Origin of the sequence: Archangium sp. (genome assembly GCF_036277355.1) — a bacterium.
GTDB lineage: Bacteria > Myxococcota > Myxococcia > Myxococcales > Myxococcaceae > Archangium.
In genome coordinates, this window is sequence record NZ_DASUNC010000116.1 from 1 (window position 1) to 15,403 (window position 15,403).

15 protein-coding genes, 1 tRNA gene and 1 pseudogene are annotated in these 15,403 nt (G+C 69.0%); 7 read left to right on the plus strand and 10 right to left on the minus strand.

Annotated elements, in window-relative coordinates; genetic code table 11:
• Window positions 1–525 (minus strand): annotated as a pseudogene (locus tag VFZ09_RS29330) (hypothetical protein); the annotation flags it as partial.
• A gap of 89 nt (window positions 526–614) precedes the next feature.
• A tRNA-Thr gene (locus tag VFZ09_RS29335) sits at window positions 615–690 on the minus strand.
• Window positions 691–1,002: 312 nt separating this feature from the next.
• Between VFZ09_RS29335 and VFZ09_RS29340 the strand changes: the two genes are divergently transcribed.
• Window positions 1,003–2,553, plus strand: coding sequence for a Glu/Leu/Phe/Val dehydrogenase (locus VFZ09_RS29340; protein ID WP_329731001.1), 1,551 nt, complete (start codon window positions 1,003–1,005; stop codon window positions 2,551–2,553).
• Between the two features lie 77 nt (window positions 2,554–2,630).
• Here the strand turns inward: VFZ09_RS29340 and VFZ09_RS29345 are convergent, their stop codons facing one another.
• Window positions 2,631–2,996 carry a PilZ domain-containing protein gene (locus VFZ09_RS29345; RefSeq protein ID WP_329731002.1) on the minus strand — a complete coding sequence of 122 codons (366 nt, stop codon included), beginning with the start codon at window positions 2,994–2,996 and terminating at the stop codon, window positions 2,631–2,633.
• A gap of 202 nt (window positions 2,997–3,198) precedes the next feature.
• On the opposite strand from VFZ09_RS29345, the gene VFZ09_RS29350 reads away from it, so the two are divergent.
• Window positions 3,199–3,876 (plus strand): DUF6066 family protein, encoded by a 678-nt coding sequence (locus tag VFZ09_RS29350; RefSeq protein WP_329731003.1) that lies wholly within the window; start codon window positions 3,199–3,201, stop codon window positions 3,874–3,876.
• Between the two features lie 12 nt (window positions 3,877–3,888).
• Here VFZ09_RS29350 and VFZ09_RS29355 read toward each other — a convergent pair whose 3' ends face one another.
• From VFZ09_RS29355 to VFZ09_RS29385, 7 genes are all read right to left on the minus strand, one after another.
• Window positions 3,889–5,337, minus strand: a complete 1,449-nt coding sequence (locus VFZ09_RS29355) for a trypsin-like peptidase domain-containing protein (RefSeq protein ID WP_329731004.1) — start codon at window positions 5,335–5,337, stop codon at window positions 3,889–3,891.
• Between the two features lie 151 nt (window positions 5,338–5,488).
• Window positions 5,489–6,109: a nucleotide exchange factor GrpE gene (locus VFZ09_RS29360; protein WP_329731005.1), complete on the minus strand. Its 621-nt coding sequence runs from the start codon at window positions 6,107–6,109 to the stop codon at window positions 5,489–5,491.
• A 50-nt stretch (window positions 6,110–6,159) separates the two neighbouring features.
• Window positions 6,160–6,405 carry a hypothetical protein gene (locus tag VFZ09_RS29365; protein ID WP_329731006.1) on the minus strand — a complete coding sequence of 82 codons (246 nt, stop codon included), beginning with the start codon at window positions 6,403–6,405 and terminating at the stop codon, window positions 6,160–6,162.
• A gap of 117 nt (window positions 6,406–6,522) precedes the next feature.
• Window positions 6,523–8,586, minus strand: a complete 2,064-nt coding sequence (gene ftsH, locus VFZ09_RS29370) for an ATP-dependent zinc metalloprotease FtsH (protein WP_329731007.1) — start codon at window positions 8,584–8,586, stop codon at window positions 6,523–6,525.
• A 206-nt stretch (window positions 8,587–8,792) separates the two neighbouring features.
• The gene (locus tag VFZ09_RS29375; RefSeq protein ID WP_329731008.1) at window positions 8,793–9,737 is read right to left on the minus strand and encodes a hypothetical protein; all 945 of its coding nucleotides are present in this window, start codon (window positions 9,735–9,737) and stop codon (window positions 8,793–8,795) included.
• Between the two features lies 1 nt (window position 9,738).
• Window positions 9,739–10,146 carry a (deoxy)nucleoside triphosphate pyrophosphohydrolase gene (locus VFZ09_RS29380; protein WP_329731009.1) on the minus strand — a complete coding sequence of 136 codons (408 nt, stop codon included), beginning with the start codon at window positions 10,144–10,146 and terminating at the stop codon, window positions 9,739–9,741.
• 88 nt (window positions 10,147–10,234) lie between these two features.
• The gene (locus VFZ09_RS29385; protein WP_329731010.1) at window positions 10,235–11,386 is read right to left on the minus strand and encodes a serine/threonine-protein kinase; all 1,152 of its coding nucleotides are present in this window, start codon (window positions 11,384–11,386) and stop codon (window positions 10,235–10,237) included.
• A 238-nt stretch (window positions 11,387–11,624) separates the two neighbouring features.
• Between VFZ09_RS29385 and VFZ09_RS29390 the strand changes: the two genes are divergently transcribed.
• The 5 genes from VFZ09_RS29390 (at window position 11,625) to VFZ09_RS29410 (ending at window position 15,366) form a co-directional block, all read left to right on the plus strand.
• Complete coding sequence (locus VFZ09_RS29390) at window positions 11,625–12,041, plus strand: helix-turn-helix transcriptional regulator (RefSeq protein ID WP_329731011.1); 417 nt, start codon at window positions 11,625–11,627, stop codon at window positions 12,039–12,041.
• A 135-nt stretch (window positions 12,042–12,176) separates the two neighbouring features.
• Window positions 12,177–12,665, plus strand: coding sequence for a cytochrome c-type biogenesis protein (locus tag VFZ09_RS29395; RefSeq protein WP_329731012.1), 489 nt, complete (start codon window positions 12,177–12,179; stop codon window positions 12,663–12,665).
• Window positions 12,662–13,579: a hypothetical protein gene (locus VFZ09_RS29400; RefSeq protein WP_329731013.1), complete on the plus strand. Its 918-nt coding sequence runs from the start codon at window positions 12,662–12,664 to the stop codon at window positions 13,577–13,579. The genes VFZ09_RS29395 and VFZ09_RS29400 overlap by 4 nt, the downstream gene beginning before the upstream one ends.
• 146 nt (window positions 13,580–13,725) lie before the next feature.
• Complete coding sequence (locus VFZ09_RS29405) at window positions 13,726–14,727, plus strand: hypothetical protein (protein WP_329731014.1); 1,002 nt, start codon at window positions 13,726–13,728, stop codon at window positions 14,725–14,727.
• Window positions 14,728–14,730: 3 nt separating this feature from the next.
• Entirely contained in the window at window positions 14,731–15,366 is a 636-nt protein-coding gene (locus VFZ09_RS29410) for an ankyrin repeat domain-containing protein (RefSeq protein ID WP_329731015.1), read from the plus strand.
• The last annotated feature ends 37 nt before the right edge of the window (window positions 15,367–15,403 follow it).

Below are 15,403 nucleotides of genomic sequence, written 5' to 3' on the forward strand. Positions count from 1 at the left end.
GTCCCGGGCCTCCAGCGCCGCGTTCACGGAGAGCGCCAGGGCCAGGTCGCGCTTGTCCTCGCCGTCCAGGCCCGGCCCGTCCTTGAACAACCCGAGGCAATCGCCCGGCGTGCCTTGCCGCTCGCAGAAGCCCCCGTAGGAGCGCGCCAGGGGCGTGCGCCACGCCTCGCCCGTGAGCGGAACGGAGGCCAGGGCCAGCTTCCGGTGGAGATAGAGAGGGACAGGGCAGTCGGCCAGCCGCAGCGGCACGTTCAGCACCAGGGTGGCCAGGGCGTCATCAAGCTCGGAGTCGCTCACCCGCACCGCCCCGAACCGGGTGGGCACGGAGAGGTGGACCCGCTCGTCCCCGGCTTCACCCACCGCGACCACCGGAGGTGGCCCGGAAGGGGACTCCACCCGCCTGCCGCCCCGAGGCACGCTCGTGACACACGCGGCGTGGAGCAGGAGAACGATGAGGGCCCAGGCGCTCAGCCCCGGACGCCGCCGCGCGCTCGCCGGAGGCATGCCCATGGGAGGGGTACTCAAGCGTCACCTCCCCAGCGCGCCGCCCAGGCAGGAACGGGGAGCCTGAAAAAGAGAACGGGTCGCCAGGCTTTCACCTGGCGACCCGTTCATGGAGCCGACACCCAGATTTGAACTGGGGACCTACTGATTACGAATCAGTTGCTCTACCGACTGAGCTATGTCGGCACAACCACAGCGCTTTTCGGCGTCACCGAAGATGGGCGCGAAGTAACACGCGGTTCCGGACAGGGCAAGCACTTCTTTCATCCCCCCCACTTCTGGCCCCCATCCACCCTTCCCCGGCCCCGCCACGGCCCAGGAGAGCATGCAGGCGAGCACCCGCCGTGAATGACACGCCGCGTTGGCTAACTACCTGAAAAAACTAAAAGTTTGGATTCCAACAAGCCTGTCCAACGGTTGACCTCATGGGGGGGCCTATGCGCATAAGGGCCCCGCCTCTACTCAACAATCGCCTTTCCCCAAGGAGCGATTTTTCACATGGCCAGCGAAGAGAATTTCATGCGCGCCCCGGCCCCGACGCCCAAGCGCACCGTCTACACGGAGGCGATGGAGATCTTCCATCGCGCCGCCGACCTCATCGGTCTCGACAAGCGCGTGCGTCTGGAGCTCGAGGAGCCCGACTACGAGCACATCTTCTACGTCACCGCGAAGCTGAAGGACCGCCTGGTCCCGCTCGCCCCCGAGCAGGCCAAGGACTTCGCCAGCCTCTCCGTCACCCAGGTGCGCAACCCCGAGGGTCTCGAGCGCCTCGCCGACGGGAAGATCATCCTCAACGGCCGCGCCCTCCTCGGCTCGGACGTGAACATCAGCCGCGGCCACCTGCGCCTGCCCGACGGCAACGTGTACCAGCTGGTGCCCGGTGAGTCCCAACGCTTCAAGGCCTACCGCGTGCAGCACAACCAGGCCCGCGGCCCCTACAAGGGCGGCATCCGCTATCACCGCGAGGTCTCCCTGGATCTCTTCAAGGCGCTCGCCGCCGAGATGACCTGGAAGACCGCCATCTCCGAGGTCCCCTTCGGCGGTGGCAAGGGTGGCATCCAGATCGATCCGCGCTCGTACGGCCGCGAGGAGCTGGAGAACATCACCCTGCGCTTCATGTACAAGCTCAAGAGCCTGATCGGCCCCAACATCGACATCCCCGCTCCCGACGTGGGGACCAACGGGGACATCATGGCGCTCATGTACCGCCAGTACTCGGACGGCGAGCGCGAGCGGCACAACATGCGCGGCATCGTCACGGGCAAGGACGTGCGCATCGGCGGCTCCGAGGGCCGTGCGGCCGCCACCGGCCAGGGCGTGGCCTTCTGCATCGAGGACTACTACGCCGAGAAGGGTGAGACCCTGAAGGGCAAGACCTTCATCCTCCAGGGCTTCGGCAACGTGGGCAGCCACGGCGCCGCCATCCTCCAGAAGATGGGCGCCCGCCTGCTCGCGGTCAACGACGCCGACGGCACCATCTACAACGGTGACGGCATCGACGTGCCCGCCCTCATCGCCCACGTGAGCGATCCGAAGAACCTGCGCAAGAGCGTGCTCGGGTTCCCCGGCGCCCAGAAGATCGAGAAGAAGGACTTCTGGGAGGTCCAGGCCGACATGTGCATCCCCGCCGCCCTCGGTGGAGAGATCACCGCGGACGTGGCCGAGCGCCTCAAGGTCAAGCTGATCGCCGAGGGCGCCAACGGCCCCACCACCCCCGAGGCCGATCGCGTCCTGCAGAAGCGCGGCATCGACATGATCCCCGACATCATCGCCAACGCCGGTGGCGTGACGGTGAGCTACTACGAGTGGATCCAGAACAAGCGCATGGAGCGCTGGAGCGAGGCCGAGGTCAACCAGCGCCTCGAGCACGCGATGAAGCGCAACTACCGCATCATCCGCGACATCTCCCGCAACCAGGCCCGCCGCTCGGACACGCACGACAGCCGTCCGTTCTGCATCGGCAAGGAAGTGGATCCCCGCTGCGCCGCGATGATCCTCGCGCTCAAGCGCATCGAGGCCCACTACCTCCTCGAGGGCTTCTCGCAGTAAGCCCCTACCCCTGAAGCACGAAGGGCACGGCCACTCTCAGCGGCCGTGCCCTTTCGCTTTTCCCGCCCCCCGCGGCTTCAGTGCATCACGCGCTCGCGCGCCACCAGCAGCAGGGGCTGATCCTCCGCCACCTCGTAGGCCACCACCCGCAGGCCCACGCCGCGGCTGTTGCCCTCGCGCCCATCCTTGCGCCCGTACGCCAGCGCCACCTGGTAGCGCACCTCGCACAGGCACGTCATCTCCGTGCCGTCCTCGCCCGCGAACGTCACCTTCACCCGCTCGCCCAGCGACAGCTGCTCCCGCGTCTCCACGAACAGGCCCTGGGCGCTGATGTTGCGGCCGATCCCCCGGCTCAACCCCCCCTCCGTCGAGAGGTAGATGGTGAAGACCTTGTCGAAACGAAGGTGGGAACGCCGCTCGCGGACCTGGGCTTGGGGTGCCATCCGGTGACTCCGGGTAGGGGGTGAGGTGGGACGGAAACTACATGGTGAGAGCATGTAGTCAAAATCTCCACCAACCCATACCGCCACATACCAGCACGTACCGCCACGTACCCATCTCCGGAGTGCCCGGAGGGGCCCGGGGGTGGCACCATCGGCCTCCCCGTCCCCTGTTCCCTTCCCCTTTTCCTGGAGTAGCCCCCGCGTGAGACGTCTCTTCCTGGCCACCCTGCTGCTGCTGCCCACGCTCGCCCTGGCGGACGTGGATGCGCGCTTCGCCCAGCTGAGGGATCAGGCCGAGGCCCTGGGCAGCCTCTCGTCGTTCCTGGACAAGTACATTGGCGAGTGCGCCGGCCTGTTCGTCAGCCCCTCCTGCCGGAGCGACGCCGAGGCGTTCCGCGCGAAGTACGGCGGCCGGAAGCTGTACATGATCGTCGGCGAGGAAGCGGCGACCATGCTCACCCCGGGCCCGTACCAGCCCGGCAGCGGCAACTACACCATCCAGGTCATCCCCTACTTCCCGGGGGAGGGCTATGCGCTCACCCAGGGCACGCCCACGCAGACGGACTCGGCGGGCAACCCGCTGCTGCCCCTCATCCGCATCACCGGCACCACCCCCGAGGGCTGGGCCGCCACGGACTTCCTGCGGCTCTTCTCCGCCCGGCAGATCCGCGCGCAGATCGTCTTCACGCCGCAGGGGGTGTGGACGCTGCCGCGCAAGCAGGGCGGCAAGGCGCAGGGGGTCGCGGCGCGGATAGAAGCCATCCTCCTCACGCACGCGCGCACGGGGAATCCGCTGGGCCTGTGGTTCGCCGAGCAGCCCACGACGGCCGCCCCCAAGGAGCCCGCGGCCAAGGGTGGCAAGAAGGGCAAGAAGAAGTAGCCGCCGGGGGGCTCAGTACTTCAGCGCGACGTACTGCTGCACATCCCCGCGCTGCACGCGCAGCAGCACCGAGGCGCCCGCGCCCTTCTCCAGCGCGCTCCGCACCGCCGCGACGTCCTTCACCTTGCGGCGGTTGACCTCCATCACCACGTCGCCCGTGCGCAGCCCCGCGCTCGCCGCCGGGCTGCGTGGCAACACCCCCGACACCAGCACCCCCGCGTAGGGCTCCAGGCCCATGGGGGCGGCCACCTCGGGGGTGACGTCCCGCAGCACCAGGCCGAGCTCGCCCAGGTTGCCCGGGCTGTTCATCGCCGCCAGCACCTCCTGCGCCGGACGGGCGGACAGCTTCACCAGCACCTCCTGCGACACCCCGTCCCGCAGCAGCGTCAGCTTCGCCTCGGAGCCCGGCGCCATGATGGCCACCTTGCGCAACAGCTGCTGGAACGAGTCCACCTGCTTGCCGTTCACCCGCACCACCTGATCTCCCGGGCGGATGCCCGCCTGCGCCGCCGGGCTGGTGGGGTACACCCGCGTCACCACCGCGGCGCGCGTGCCCACCTGGGGCTGCTCGTCGATCACCACGCCCAGCCAGCCCTTCTGCAGCTGGCCGTTCTTGCGCAGGTTGGGCAGCAGATCCTTCACCATGTTGATGGGCACCGCGAAGCCGATGCCCTGCCCCTCGGAGATGATGGCCGTGTTCACGCCCACCACCTCGCCGCGCATGTTGAAGAGCGGCCCGCCCGAGTTGCCCGGGTTGATGAGCGCGTCCGTCTGGATGAAGTCGTCGAAGGGGCCCACGCCGATCACCCGCTCCTTGGCGGAGATCATCCCGTGCGACACCGAGTGGTCCAGGCCGAAGGGGTTGCCGATGGCCACCACCCAGTCCCCCACCTCCATCCGGTCCGAGTCCCCCAGGTACACCGCCGGCAGCCCGCCCACGCCCTTGCCCAACAGCCGCAGCAGCGCCACGTCCGTGGACGCGTCCCGGCCCACCACCTCGGCCTGGAACTCGCGCCCGTCCGACAGGCGCACGAGGATCTCACTGGCGGCCTCGTTCTCGCGCGCCACCACGTGGTTGTTCGTCACCACCAGCCCGTCCGGAGTGAGGATGAAGCCCGAGCCGCTCGCCGCGCGCGTGGGGCCCCGCAGCGGGTGCACCGTCTTCATGACGTTGATGTTCACCACGCCCGCCTCCACCGCGCGGATCAGCGGCGCCAGCGACGTGGGCGGCACGAAACCCGGCAGCATCGGCTCGCTCGAGGCCCACTCCCGCCACAGCCCCATGGGCCCGCTGTTCACCCGGTTGGAGTCCTCGGCCCACGCCGCGTGCTCCCGCGCCCGGGCCTGGAGCCACGGAGCGAGCGCTCCCTGCTGCGCCCGGGCACCCGGGACCAGCACCAGCGAGAGCAGCGCGAGGAGGGGAAGGAGGACGGGAGCTCGGGGATTCACGACACGGGCCATGGCGATGGGCTCGAACAGCCACTCCCCGCGCCTATTTCCCAGGATTGTCCGGATCCGCGTCCAAAGCACGGAGGGGCGAGGGGGGAGACCCTCACCCTAGCCCTCTCCCAAAGGGAGAGGGAACACCCACGATGGGGCTCTGGGGGGCGGATCAGGCCTGGGCGGGGGCGATGTACTTCGCCACCTTCACCCGGGCCGGACGGATGATCCGCTCCTTCAGCTTGTAGCCCGCGCGGGCCTCGGCCACCACCTTCTGGTCCTCGTCCGGGCTGGTGGTGATCTCCATGTCCGTGGCCTCGGCCGTGTTGGGGTCATACGGCAACCCCACCACCTGGATGCGCTCGATGCCCATCTGCTGCAGCTTCGAGAGCAGCCCGTCACGGATCATCTTCACGCCCTGCGCCAGGGGCGACGAGACGTCTCCCCCGCTCATGGCGAGGGAGCGATCCAGCTCGTCCACCGCCTCCAGCAGCGTGGTGGCCACGTTGCCGCGCTCCACGTCCATCATCCGCTCGCGCTCGCGGGTGAGGCGCTGCTTGAATTCCTCGCGGTCCTTCTCCAGCTCCTGGTAGGCACGGGCGAGTTGATCCACGCGCCGCCGGGCCGCGTTCAACTCCGCCTCCAACCGCTGCTTCTCCGCATCCACCACGGGCGCGGCCTCCTGGGCCGGAGTCTGCTGCTGCTCGGTGGACGCCTCGGGCGCAGCCGTGGCGGCGGCCTCCTGGGCCTGCGCGTCCTGGGACGGACCGTCTGTCCGGGGATTGCCGTTCATGCGGCGAACGTAACCAGCCCCGGGGTTGTGTCAACGCTCTGACGACGAGACTAGTGCTCGGCGGGGACGGCGGGCTGCTCCGACATGAAGCCGTGATCCACCTGGCCCGTCACCTCGTCGATGATCTCCACCTGGGCCGCCCGCAGCGAGTAGTACAACAACCACCGCTCGGCCGCCGTGAGGGTCCCCGCGGGCAGGGCCTGCTCGATCTCCTGCACCGACAGGCGGCCCTCCCTCAGTCCCTTGGCGAAGAGTGCCTTGCGCGCCGTGTAGCTCTTTCCGATTCGATTCTCCACGACCTCTCCCTCCTTCCCGGCCAACATAATTTCGCCCTTCCCACACCGCAGAACATGCGGCGTGAAAGGGCGATGGCAAGGCCAGTGAGCAACCGGGCAGGCGCCCGGAGGCCCGGTTCAGGCGTCGGGGATCTTCCCGCTGGAGTGCTGGGCCCCGGGCGGAGGCGTCTCGTCACCGCCCGCCGGGTGGGCGGAGATGACCTGACGGGCCTCCGGGTGCAGCAGTCCCCGGGCGGCGGTGGCCTTGGGGCCGAGGATGCGGAGGATCTCGTCCTCATCCACCACCTCGGTGGCGAGCAGCCGGGCGGCCAGGGCCTCCACCTTGTCGCGGTGGGTGGTGAGCACCTCCCGGGCCCGGTCGAGCGCCTCGGTCACCATCTTGCGGATCTCTTCATCCACCATCCGGGCCGTCTGCTCCGAGTAGGAGCGCACCTCCGGACCTCCCGCCGAGCGCAGGAAGGCATTCTGCTCGCTGCCCAGGGCCACGGGGCCCAGGGAGCTCATGCCGTAGTCGCGCACCATCAGCCTGGCGATCTCCGTGGCCTGCTTCAGGTCGTTGGAGGCACCGGTGGAGACCTCGCCGATGAAGATCTCCTCGGCGGCGCGCCCGCCCATCATCGCGGCCATCTTGTCGCGCAGCTCGTCGAAGGACATGAGGTACCGGTCCTCGAGCGGCAGGGACATGGTGTAGCCCAGCGCGGCGAGGCCACGGGGGATGATGGACACCTTCGTCACCCGCTCCGTGTAGGGCAGCATCCACCCCACCACCGCATGGCCGGCCTCGTGGTGCGCGACGATGTCCTTCTCGCGCTCGTTCATCCGGCGGTTCTTCTTCTCCAGGCCGGCCACCACGCGTTCGATGGCCTCCTCGAAGTCGGCGCGCATGACGAAGTCGCGGTTGCGGCGCGCGGCGAGCAGGGCCGCCTCGTTCACCACGTTGGCCAGGTCGGCGCCCGCGAAGCCCGGGGTGCGCGAGGCGATGGACTTGAGGTCCACGTCCGGTCCCAGCTTCACGCCCCGGGAGTGGATCTCCAGCACCCGCTCGCGGCCACGCTTGTCCGGACGGTCCACCAGCACCTGCCGGTCGAAACGGCCCGGACGCATGAGCGCGCTGTCGAGGATCTCCGGACGGTTGGTGGCCGCCAGGATGATGAGGCCGGCGCGGCTGTCGAAGCCGTCCATCTCCGCCAGGAGCTGGTTGAGCGTCTGCTCGCGCTCGTCATGGCCACCGGCGACCCCCGCGTTGCGGCTCTTGCCGATGGCGTCCAGCTCGTCGATGAAGATGATGCACGGCGCCTTGGCGGTGGCCTGGGCGAACAGATCGCGCACCCGGGCGGCGCCCACGCCGACGAACATCTCCACGAACTCGGAACCGGAGAGGCTGAAGAAGGGCACGCCCGCCTCACCCGCCACGGCCCGGGCCAACAGCGTCTTGCCCGTTCCCGGCGGGCCCACCAGCAGCACCCCCTTGGGGATGCGGCCGCCCAGCCGGCGGAACTTCTCCGGCGTCTTGAGGAACTCGACGATCTCCCGCAGCTCGTCCACGGCCTCGTCCACGCCCGCCACGTCCTTGAAGCCCACGCCGGTGTCGGCCTCGGCCTGTACCTTGGCGCGTGTCTTCCCGAAGCTCATGACGCTCTGCGGACCCTGGCCAATACCTCCAGCCATCCGCCTCATCATGAAGCTCCACAACACGAAGGCGAACGCCAGCGGCAGCAGCCAGACCAGCAGCACATCGCTGAAGCCGGACCGCACCACCGCCTCGTACGGGACGCCCTGCTGCTCCAGCAGCGGGACGAGCTGCTCGTCTCCCTCCACGCGATAGGCCATCCACGGCAGGTCGCTGAGCTCGGGGCGCAGGCGCTCGGCTCCTCCCGAGGGAGTGCCGGACGTACGGGCCGCCGAGCTTTCCTTGAGGAAACCCTTCACCCAGTCCGGCGCGACCTGCACCTTGGAGAACTTGTCCTCCTGGATGGCCGTCCGGAACTCACTGTAGGTCTTGCGCTGCACGCCCGCGTCCTGGAAGACGTTCTTGAAGAGCATGAAGCCCAGGAGGAGCAGAGCGATGTAGCCCAGTGGCGAGCCGAACCGGAACCCCTTGTTGGCGGGTGGAGGCTGAGGCTTTTCCTGTTTCTTTCCGCGAGGGCTCATCCCCGGCGGCATGGTGTTCTGAGGCTTCATCGTCGACGCACTCCCCCTCCCCCATTGCACGTACCCCTGGTGGTACGTGGTACGACTGATCCGCAGGCAAAAGATGTCCACACCCGCCAGCCGGTCAACCCGGCATGCCCCACTCAGCTGGGTAATGGTGGTAACGCCGGAACAGCGCTCGTCCATCCGGGCGACAGCAATGCCCGGCAGCGAACACCTCATGCGGGGAGACACCGCTAGCGGCAGTCCACCCGGTACATGAACTGGGCGGCGAACTCGGAGCCGAGCACGAAGGAGCGGCCACCGGGCAACCAGGTGATGGCCTCGGACTGGGCCTGGCTGGGGCCGGGCACCTCCACCACCTGCCCCCGCACCAGCTCCTCCAGCCGCGAGGCGCCCGGGGCGCGCACCTCCCACACCCGGGTATAGGTGCGCAGGAGCATCCGCTGGCCGGACGGATGGAGCGCCGCCGACGTGGTGCGGTAGTCCACCCCCCCGGGCGCATGCAAGGTGCCCAGGTGCGTGGCCTTCGCCACCGTGCCCGGCGCGAGCCCCTCCAGCGCGAACACCTCGCCCAGCGAGCCGCGCTCCTTGGTGATGACCGCCAGCCGGCCCGTGCCCGGCTCGAGCACGAGCGACTCGGCGTCATGCGGCCTGTCCGGGTACGTGAAGGCCAACGTCTCCACGGCGACACTGCCGTCGGCCACCTCCGGCTCGGGGAAGCGGACGATGCGCACCCGAGGCCGGCGCTCGAAGTTGTCCCCGGTGTCCGCCAGGTAGAGGCACGTGCGCGCATCGCCCGGGGCGCACGGGCCCAGGGTGATGTCCTCCAGGTCCATCCTCGCCGCGTCCTTCGGCTCCAGCCCGGTGAGCGTCACCGTGGCGAGCACCTTGCCGGACATGTCCAGGGCGAACACCCGGAAGGCGTTGCCGGAGTCGTTGTGCGCCCACAGCACCCCCTCGTGGCGGGTGCTGGCGGCGAGGCCGGACAGCTCGGCCAGCTCCAGCGGCACCTGGCCCACGCGCCGGGGCTCCCCATAGAGCACACAGCCGGGCAGGCCCTCGGCGGGCGGGTAGCGCGGATCGGCCGCCGGGGTGGAGGCATCCGGACTGGAGGGCTTCTTCGTCGTGCAGGCCCCGAGCAACAGCCCCGCGAGCACCAGGGCGGTACGACGGCCCACGTCAGGCTTCCAGACCCAGCAGCTTGGCCAGCGTCTTCGCGTCCGCGTCGGGGAACTGGTACTTCGCCATCTCCTCCAGCGTCACCCAGCGGTGATCATGCACGCGCAGGTGCTGGATGGCCGACTCGGCGCTGGTGAGCCGGCAGCGGTAGACGCGGAAGTCGATGTCGTAGCTCGGGTAGTCGTGATGGGTGTGGAGGGCCTGCTCCATCACCTCCACCTCCACGCCCATCTCCTCGCGGATCTCCCGCGCGAGGGCCCGCTCGTCGGACTCCCCCTCCTCCACACGGCCACCCGGGAACTCCCACAGCAGCGGGAGGGTCGCCTTGGGCGGGCGCTGGGTGATGAGGTAGCGCCCCTCGGCGTTCTGAAGCATCGCGCCCACGACGCGGATGTGACGACGAGCCATTTCCGGACTCCTTCTCACGGAAGCAGGAAGGGGGGCGGACTAACACGGCCCGGGGCCCCAGGCCAAGCCTCAGGGCCCCCCGCCGCCCTCAGGAGGCCTTTCCCGGCCCTCCCCGGCGGCCCCGGGTCGCCGCTCCCCTGCCCCGCTTCGGGGTGCCCGGGGGCTGCTCCAGGTCCTCCAGGACGGCCTGGTGGAGCGCGGAGACCTCCGCCACCAGCTCGTCCCGCCCGTACCGCTGGCCCGAGCCCCACAGATGATCCCTCAGCGCCCGGGCCAGCTCCGCCCCCGTGGCATAACGCTCCTCCCGCTGGGGCGCGAGCGTCCGGTGGACGATGGGCCGCAACCCCTCCGGCAGCGAGCGCGTCGCCGCCTGCACGTCCTGCGGGCTGAGCTGGCGCATGCGCTTCATCAACTCGCCGGTGCGCACGGTGCCCAGCTCCTCGAGGCCCGGCACCCGGCCGTCCCCCCGCGCCCGCAGCTGGCGGCTGAGCAGCTCCGCCTCGTGGCGCTCGGCCGCCGCCAGCAGGTGCTGGCCGGTGAGCAACTGCAGGAGGATCAGCCCCAGGGAGAACAGATCCGAGCGCCCATCCAGCTGCTCCAGCATGGCGCGCTCGGGGGAGCTGTAGGCCAGGTTGCCCAGATCGCTGTCGCCCTCGGTGGAGATGCGCCCCTCCAGCCGGGACCAGGCCGCCCCGAAGTCCATCAGCTTCACCTCGCCATGGCGGCCCACGAGGATGCCCTGCGGTGTCACGTCCCGGTGCACGACACCCAGCGCGCGGCCCCGCGGGTCCACGAGCGCGTGCGCGTAGTGCAATCCATCCGCGACCTCGGAGGTCACATGGCAGGCGAAGGCCTCGGAGAAGGAGCGGCCGGCCCGGGCGGCCAGACGCATCAGGTCACCCAGGGGCCGGCCCTCCACGTACTCCAGCAGCAGCAGCGGCGTGTCCGCGCTGCCCCCGAGCATCTGCACCGAGACGATGTTGGGGTGGCGCATCTGGCTGCCCAGACGCGCCTCCTCCACCAGCCGCTGGTAGTCCTCCTGGCGCACCACGCGGTTGAGCCGCTTGAGGACGGTGTAGCCGCCCTCTCCGTCGTGGTAACGCTGGCGCGTGAGCAGCAGCTCACCGTGATGGCCCTGGCCCAACGAGCGCACCAGCTCGTAGCTCACCATCCCGGCATCGAATACCACCGGGTGGGTCTCACGTGGGGAGGTTGTTTCAGGGGTCGTCCGGATCGACATGCGAAGTACTCCTTGGGGGTTTGCACGGGCTGACTCCAAAGGTAAACATGCGCCCCCCGAAGCACCAAGAACGATGACGGGGATCCAGCAGGGCGGACGTTCAGGCCATGACCTCCAAAGTCGTGTCTACCTCTCACATGACTCTTGAAGTCACCACTTTTCCGGTTATCTTAGAAGTCACGTAGGCCCGGGTGCTCCGGGCCCTGCGCCTTCCACTTCTTTCTCAGGATCGCACGGCATGGCACTCCCACGAGGACTGGCTGGGACCATCGGGACAGCGGCCCGGGCGGCTCGGGTCCAGGCCAATCTCACCCAGGAGGACGTGGCCGAACGGGTGGGTCTCGCCACCGAGGTGTATGGACGGTTGGAGCGCGGCGGCATGCTGCCCAGTGTCCCCACCCTGAAGAAGCTGTGTGAGGTCCTGCGCATCCCCTCGGACGTGCTGCTGGGGTTGACGCCCGCCCAGGAGAACTTCTGGACCAAGGAGCCGCCGGCCCGGCCCGTCGAGGAGCCGGGGGAGATCCGCCGCCTGGTGCGCACGGTGAAGCGGCTGGAGCCGGCCGAGTTCCGCCTGCTGAGCCTCATGGCCACCGGCCTGCTGCGCCTGCGGCTGATGCGCCACGGCCGCTCCTCCCACGACTCCTCTCCCCCCTGAGCGTCCCGTCCCTGGACCCTCCGCGGTGCCGGGGGAGCGGGCGGCCGGGGGAGGCTCCGCCCTCCTACCCTCGGGTTTCCCTGGGCAACACCCGGCCCGGGGCGCTAGGTAGGTGTGCCGGATTCCGGCCACCCCATGACAGCTGCCCTCCTCACGCTCACCCTCTTTCTCGCCTCGGGACAGTACGCGCCCCAGCAGGCTGGAAGTGAACCCCTCGCGCCGGCCCTCGAGGCCCGCGTGCAAACGCTCGGCAAGGAGCTGCGCTGCGCCGTGTGCCAGGGCCTCTCCGTCTCGGACAGCCCCTCGTCCATGGCCCGCGCCCAGCTCGATAAAATCCGCGAGCTGGTGTCCGAGGGGAAGTCGGACCAGGAGGTCCGTGACTACTTCGTGGCCCGCTACGGCGAGTGGGTGCTGCTGCAGCCCAAGGCCGAGGGCGTGAATCTGCTCGTGTGGCTGGGCCCGGTGGCCCTGCTGCTGGGCGGCGCCTTCGTCATCTTCCGGCAGGTGCGGCGCGAGCCCGCCGCGGCCACTCCGGCCGCCTCCACGCCCGCGACGCCCCCCGCCGCTTCCACCGATTCCGAGGACCCCTACCTCGCGGCCGTGCGCCGGGAGCTGGATCAATGAACCCCACTGCCACCAACTGGGCTCCTGGCCTCATCGTGCTCACGGTGGGCTTCATCGCCGCCGCGTTGTTCATCTTCACCCGCAAGGTGGCCGCGTCCTCGCCCGAGGCGAAGGATGACGTGCTCGAGGATCTGGAGCGGCGCTACCAGTCCCTCATCGAGCAGCTCAAGGAGCTGGCGGCGGAGAAGCACGCGCTGGAGCCGGAGCGCTACACGGCGGAGCGCAAGCGGCTGGAGCTGGAGGCCGCGGCGGCGCTGCGTGCGAAGGACGAGCACCTGAAGCACGGGGCCACCCCGGGCGCGCGGCGGGAAGCCCCGGCGACGAAGGGCCTGCTGTCACCGCAGCTCAAGGGCGCGCTATGGGGCGGAGGGATCGTTCTGTTCTTCGCCACGCTGAGCTACACGCTGGTGTCCGAGCAGCGCACGCGGGGCGAGGAGGATGCCGCCACGGGCCGGGTGCCGCCGGGCATGGGCGGCACCGCGCAGCAGCCGCAGGAGGATCCGCAGCTGACCGAGGCGATGGAGCGCTTCAAGAACAACCCGTCGGATCTCGACGCCGCGGCGCTGCTGAGCCACGAGCTCATCCGGCGGCAGATGTACGAGGAGGCGGATCGCATCACGAACCGGGCGCTGGCGGTGGATCCATTCAGCGTGGAGCTCCGGGTGCACCTGGGCGTGCTGAAGGCGGTGCGCGGGGACGAGCTGGGCGCGGAGCAGGATCTGATGAAGCTGGTGGACACGTACCCGGACGCCCAGGAGGCGCTGCTGTTCATGGGCGCCATCGCGATGCGGCGGGGAGACAAGGCGAAGGCGCTGGAGATGTTCGAGCGCTTCGCCGTGGAAGTGCCTGGCGAGATGCACCCGCCGCCGCTGCTCGCGGCCATCCAGCAGCTGCGCGGCGAGCTGGGCCGGTAGAAAGCCAAAGCCTGTCCCGATGGGTTCGAATCCCGTCAGGGACAACCTGGAAGGCCCAGCAGAGCCTCACGGACAGATTGCGCAGGCATACTCCGCTCAGCCCCACCAGGACCCTTCAGGTCTTGAAGGGGTTTGAGGACGTAGCCATGCGTTTCCGAGTGTGCATCGCACTTCTGCTTCTTGCATCGGCCTGCGCGAGCGCGCCCGCCCCACTGTCGATTCCACGGCGTCATACCTTCGTCCCGACTCCTCCCTCGGGCCCGAGCATCCGGCTCGTGTCCGCGCCGATGGACCCGGTGCAGCAACAGTCGCGGATTGGAAAAGCGGACCTGGACCAGGCCAGGGCGCTGCTCTCTCGGGCGCGCACGGACCTGGAGCCGCGTCAATGGGAAGCGTTGGACGAGAAGCTCACCGCGGCGGAACGAGCTTTCGAGCGCTTCTCCAGAGCCGCGAAGACGCGCGGGCACGCTGCCGAGGTGTCGAGGGGGGTGGAGGGGGCCGCGCAGGCTGGACGCGCCAGGACGGTCGCTGAAACGAGCCCCCGTGTGGGCCCGTTGCTCGTGGTGCTCGTCCTGCTCTATCCCTTCAACACCGCCCCAGCGGAGATCGACCGCCGCCCGGAGTGGGTCGACGCTCAGCGGGAGTACGAGTCGCGGCTGCTGGACATAGCGGAGGAATCGCGGCGGCTCATGGAGGAATTCGAGCGTCAGGAAGCAGAGGAGGTCGTCACGGCTCCCACCCATTGGCGGAAAAAGACCAATCCGGCGACGGGCAGCAACTACACCAGCGTGGAGGAGTACGACCGAGTCCCCCGCCACGCGGATCAGACCTGCAAAAACAGCCGACTCGACGAGCTTCAGGAGGAGAAGGATCTGCTCACCCGCTCAGTCCCACCCCTCGATCCGAAGTCGCCCAGATCGAAGAACAAAGAGAAGCTGGACAAGGTGCCGTGCTCCAGGATCCGGCTGCGTCTTGAAGCGATGAAGAGAGTTCTGGAGAAGCGGTGGGAGATTGAGAATGAATGCTTTGGAGGAAAACCCGATCCGCGTCACGACCTGGCAATGATCGAACTTGAAAAGGGCATTGCGAATACCGAGAAGCTCGGAAAGCAGAATTGCGCCCCGGGTCATCCGATGGCGGAGCTGTGAGCCATGTCGAAAGAACTCTTCGCGGCGATCAAGCAGCACGATACAGCCCTGGTCAAGGCACTGCTGGCCAGAGGAACCGATCCGAACGAGCCGCAGCAGGAGTGGCCGGGGCTGCTTCCGCTGCAGGTGGCCATTCACGCACTCGACGATGGAGGCGAACTCGATGTGCTCCTGGCACTCCTCGAGCACGGCGCGGACGTCAACGCATGGGATGCCGAGCGGGACAGGACTCCCTTGTTGGAAGCAGTCTGCGAAAACCAGCTGGCGGCAGTCGAAGTACTCCTGAAGGCGGGGGCCGAGCCCAACGTGCGCAGCAGTGAAGGGGACACGCCGCTGCGGGCGTGCGCGGAGATGGGCAACGTGGGAATGGCTTCTCTCCTGCTGGGCGCGGGGGCCATCCGGACGATCAACGACTGGGGCGGGTTGACCGGATGCACCGCGCTCGGGATTGCGATATCGCGGCTGGACATTCCGATGATGAGACTGCTTCTCGAGGCGGGCGCGGATCCGGAGGCCCCGGACGACAACCGCCAGCCCACCCGCGAGCGCCTGCCGCCGCGCGATGAATCCGATTCCCAGACATGGGACGCCGCGTTCGAGCTACTGGGAGGAGCGCAGGGCCGCAACCCGGTAGGATAGAAGGCGCGCGCCTCCGGCTCACGGAGGCGCCTCCATG

Bases quoted from the DNA above. Each gene is read 5' to 3' on its own strand.
- VFZ09_RS29340 (WP_329731001.1), top strand. From the start codon at position 1,003: ATGGCCAGCGAAGAGAATTTCATGCGCGCCCCGGCCCCGACGCCCAAG.
- VFZ09_RS29380 (WP_329731009.1), bottom strand. From the start codon at position 10,146: ATGGCTCGTCGTCACATCCGCGTCGTGGGCGCGATGCTTCAGAACGCC.
- VFZ09_RS29405 (WP_329731014.1), top strand. From the start codon at position 13,726: ATGCGTTTCCGAGTGTGCATCGCACTTCTGCTTCTTGCATCGGCCTGC.
- VFZ09_RS29400 (WP_329731013.1), top strand. From the start codon at position 12,662: ATGAACCCCACTGCCACCAACTGGGCTCCTGGCCTCATCGTGCTCACG.
- VFZ09_RS29395 (WP_329731012.1), top strand. From the start codon at position 12,177: ATGACAGCTGCCCTCCTCACGCTCACCCTCTTTCTCGCCTCGGGACAG.
- VFZ09_RS29355 (WP_329731004.1), bottom strand. From the start codon at position 5,337: ATGGCCCGTGTCGTGAATCCCCGAGCTCCCGTCCTCCTTCCCCTCCTC.
- VFZ09_RS29385 (WP_329731010.1), bottom strand. From the start codon at position 11,386: ATGTCGATCCGGACGACCCCTGAAACAACCTCCCCACGTGAGACCCAC.
- VFZ09_RS29345 (WP_329731002.1), bottom strand. From the start codon at position 2,996: ATGGCACCCCAAGCCCAGGTCCGCGAGCGGCGTTCCCACCTTCGTTTC.
- VFZ09_RS29410 (WP_329731015.1), top strand. From the start codon at position 14,731: ATGTCGAAAGAACTCTTCGCGGCGATCAAGCAGCACGATACAGCCCTG.
- VFZ09_RS29360 (WP_329731005.1), bottom strand. From the start codon at position 6,109: ATGAACGGCAATCCCCGGACAGACGGTCCGTCCCAGGACGCGCAGGCC.
- VFZ09_RS29390 (WP_329731011.1), top strand. From the start codon at position 11,625: ATGGCACTCCCACGAGGACTGGCTGGGACCATCGGGACAGCGGCCCGG.
- ftsH (WP_329731007.1), bottom strand. From the start codon at position 8,586: ATGAAGCCTCAGAACACCATGCCGCCGGGGATGAGCCCTCGCGGAAAG.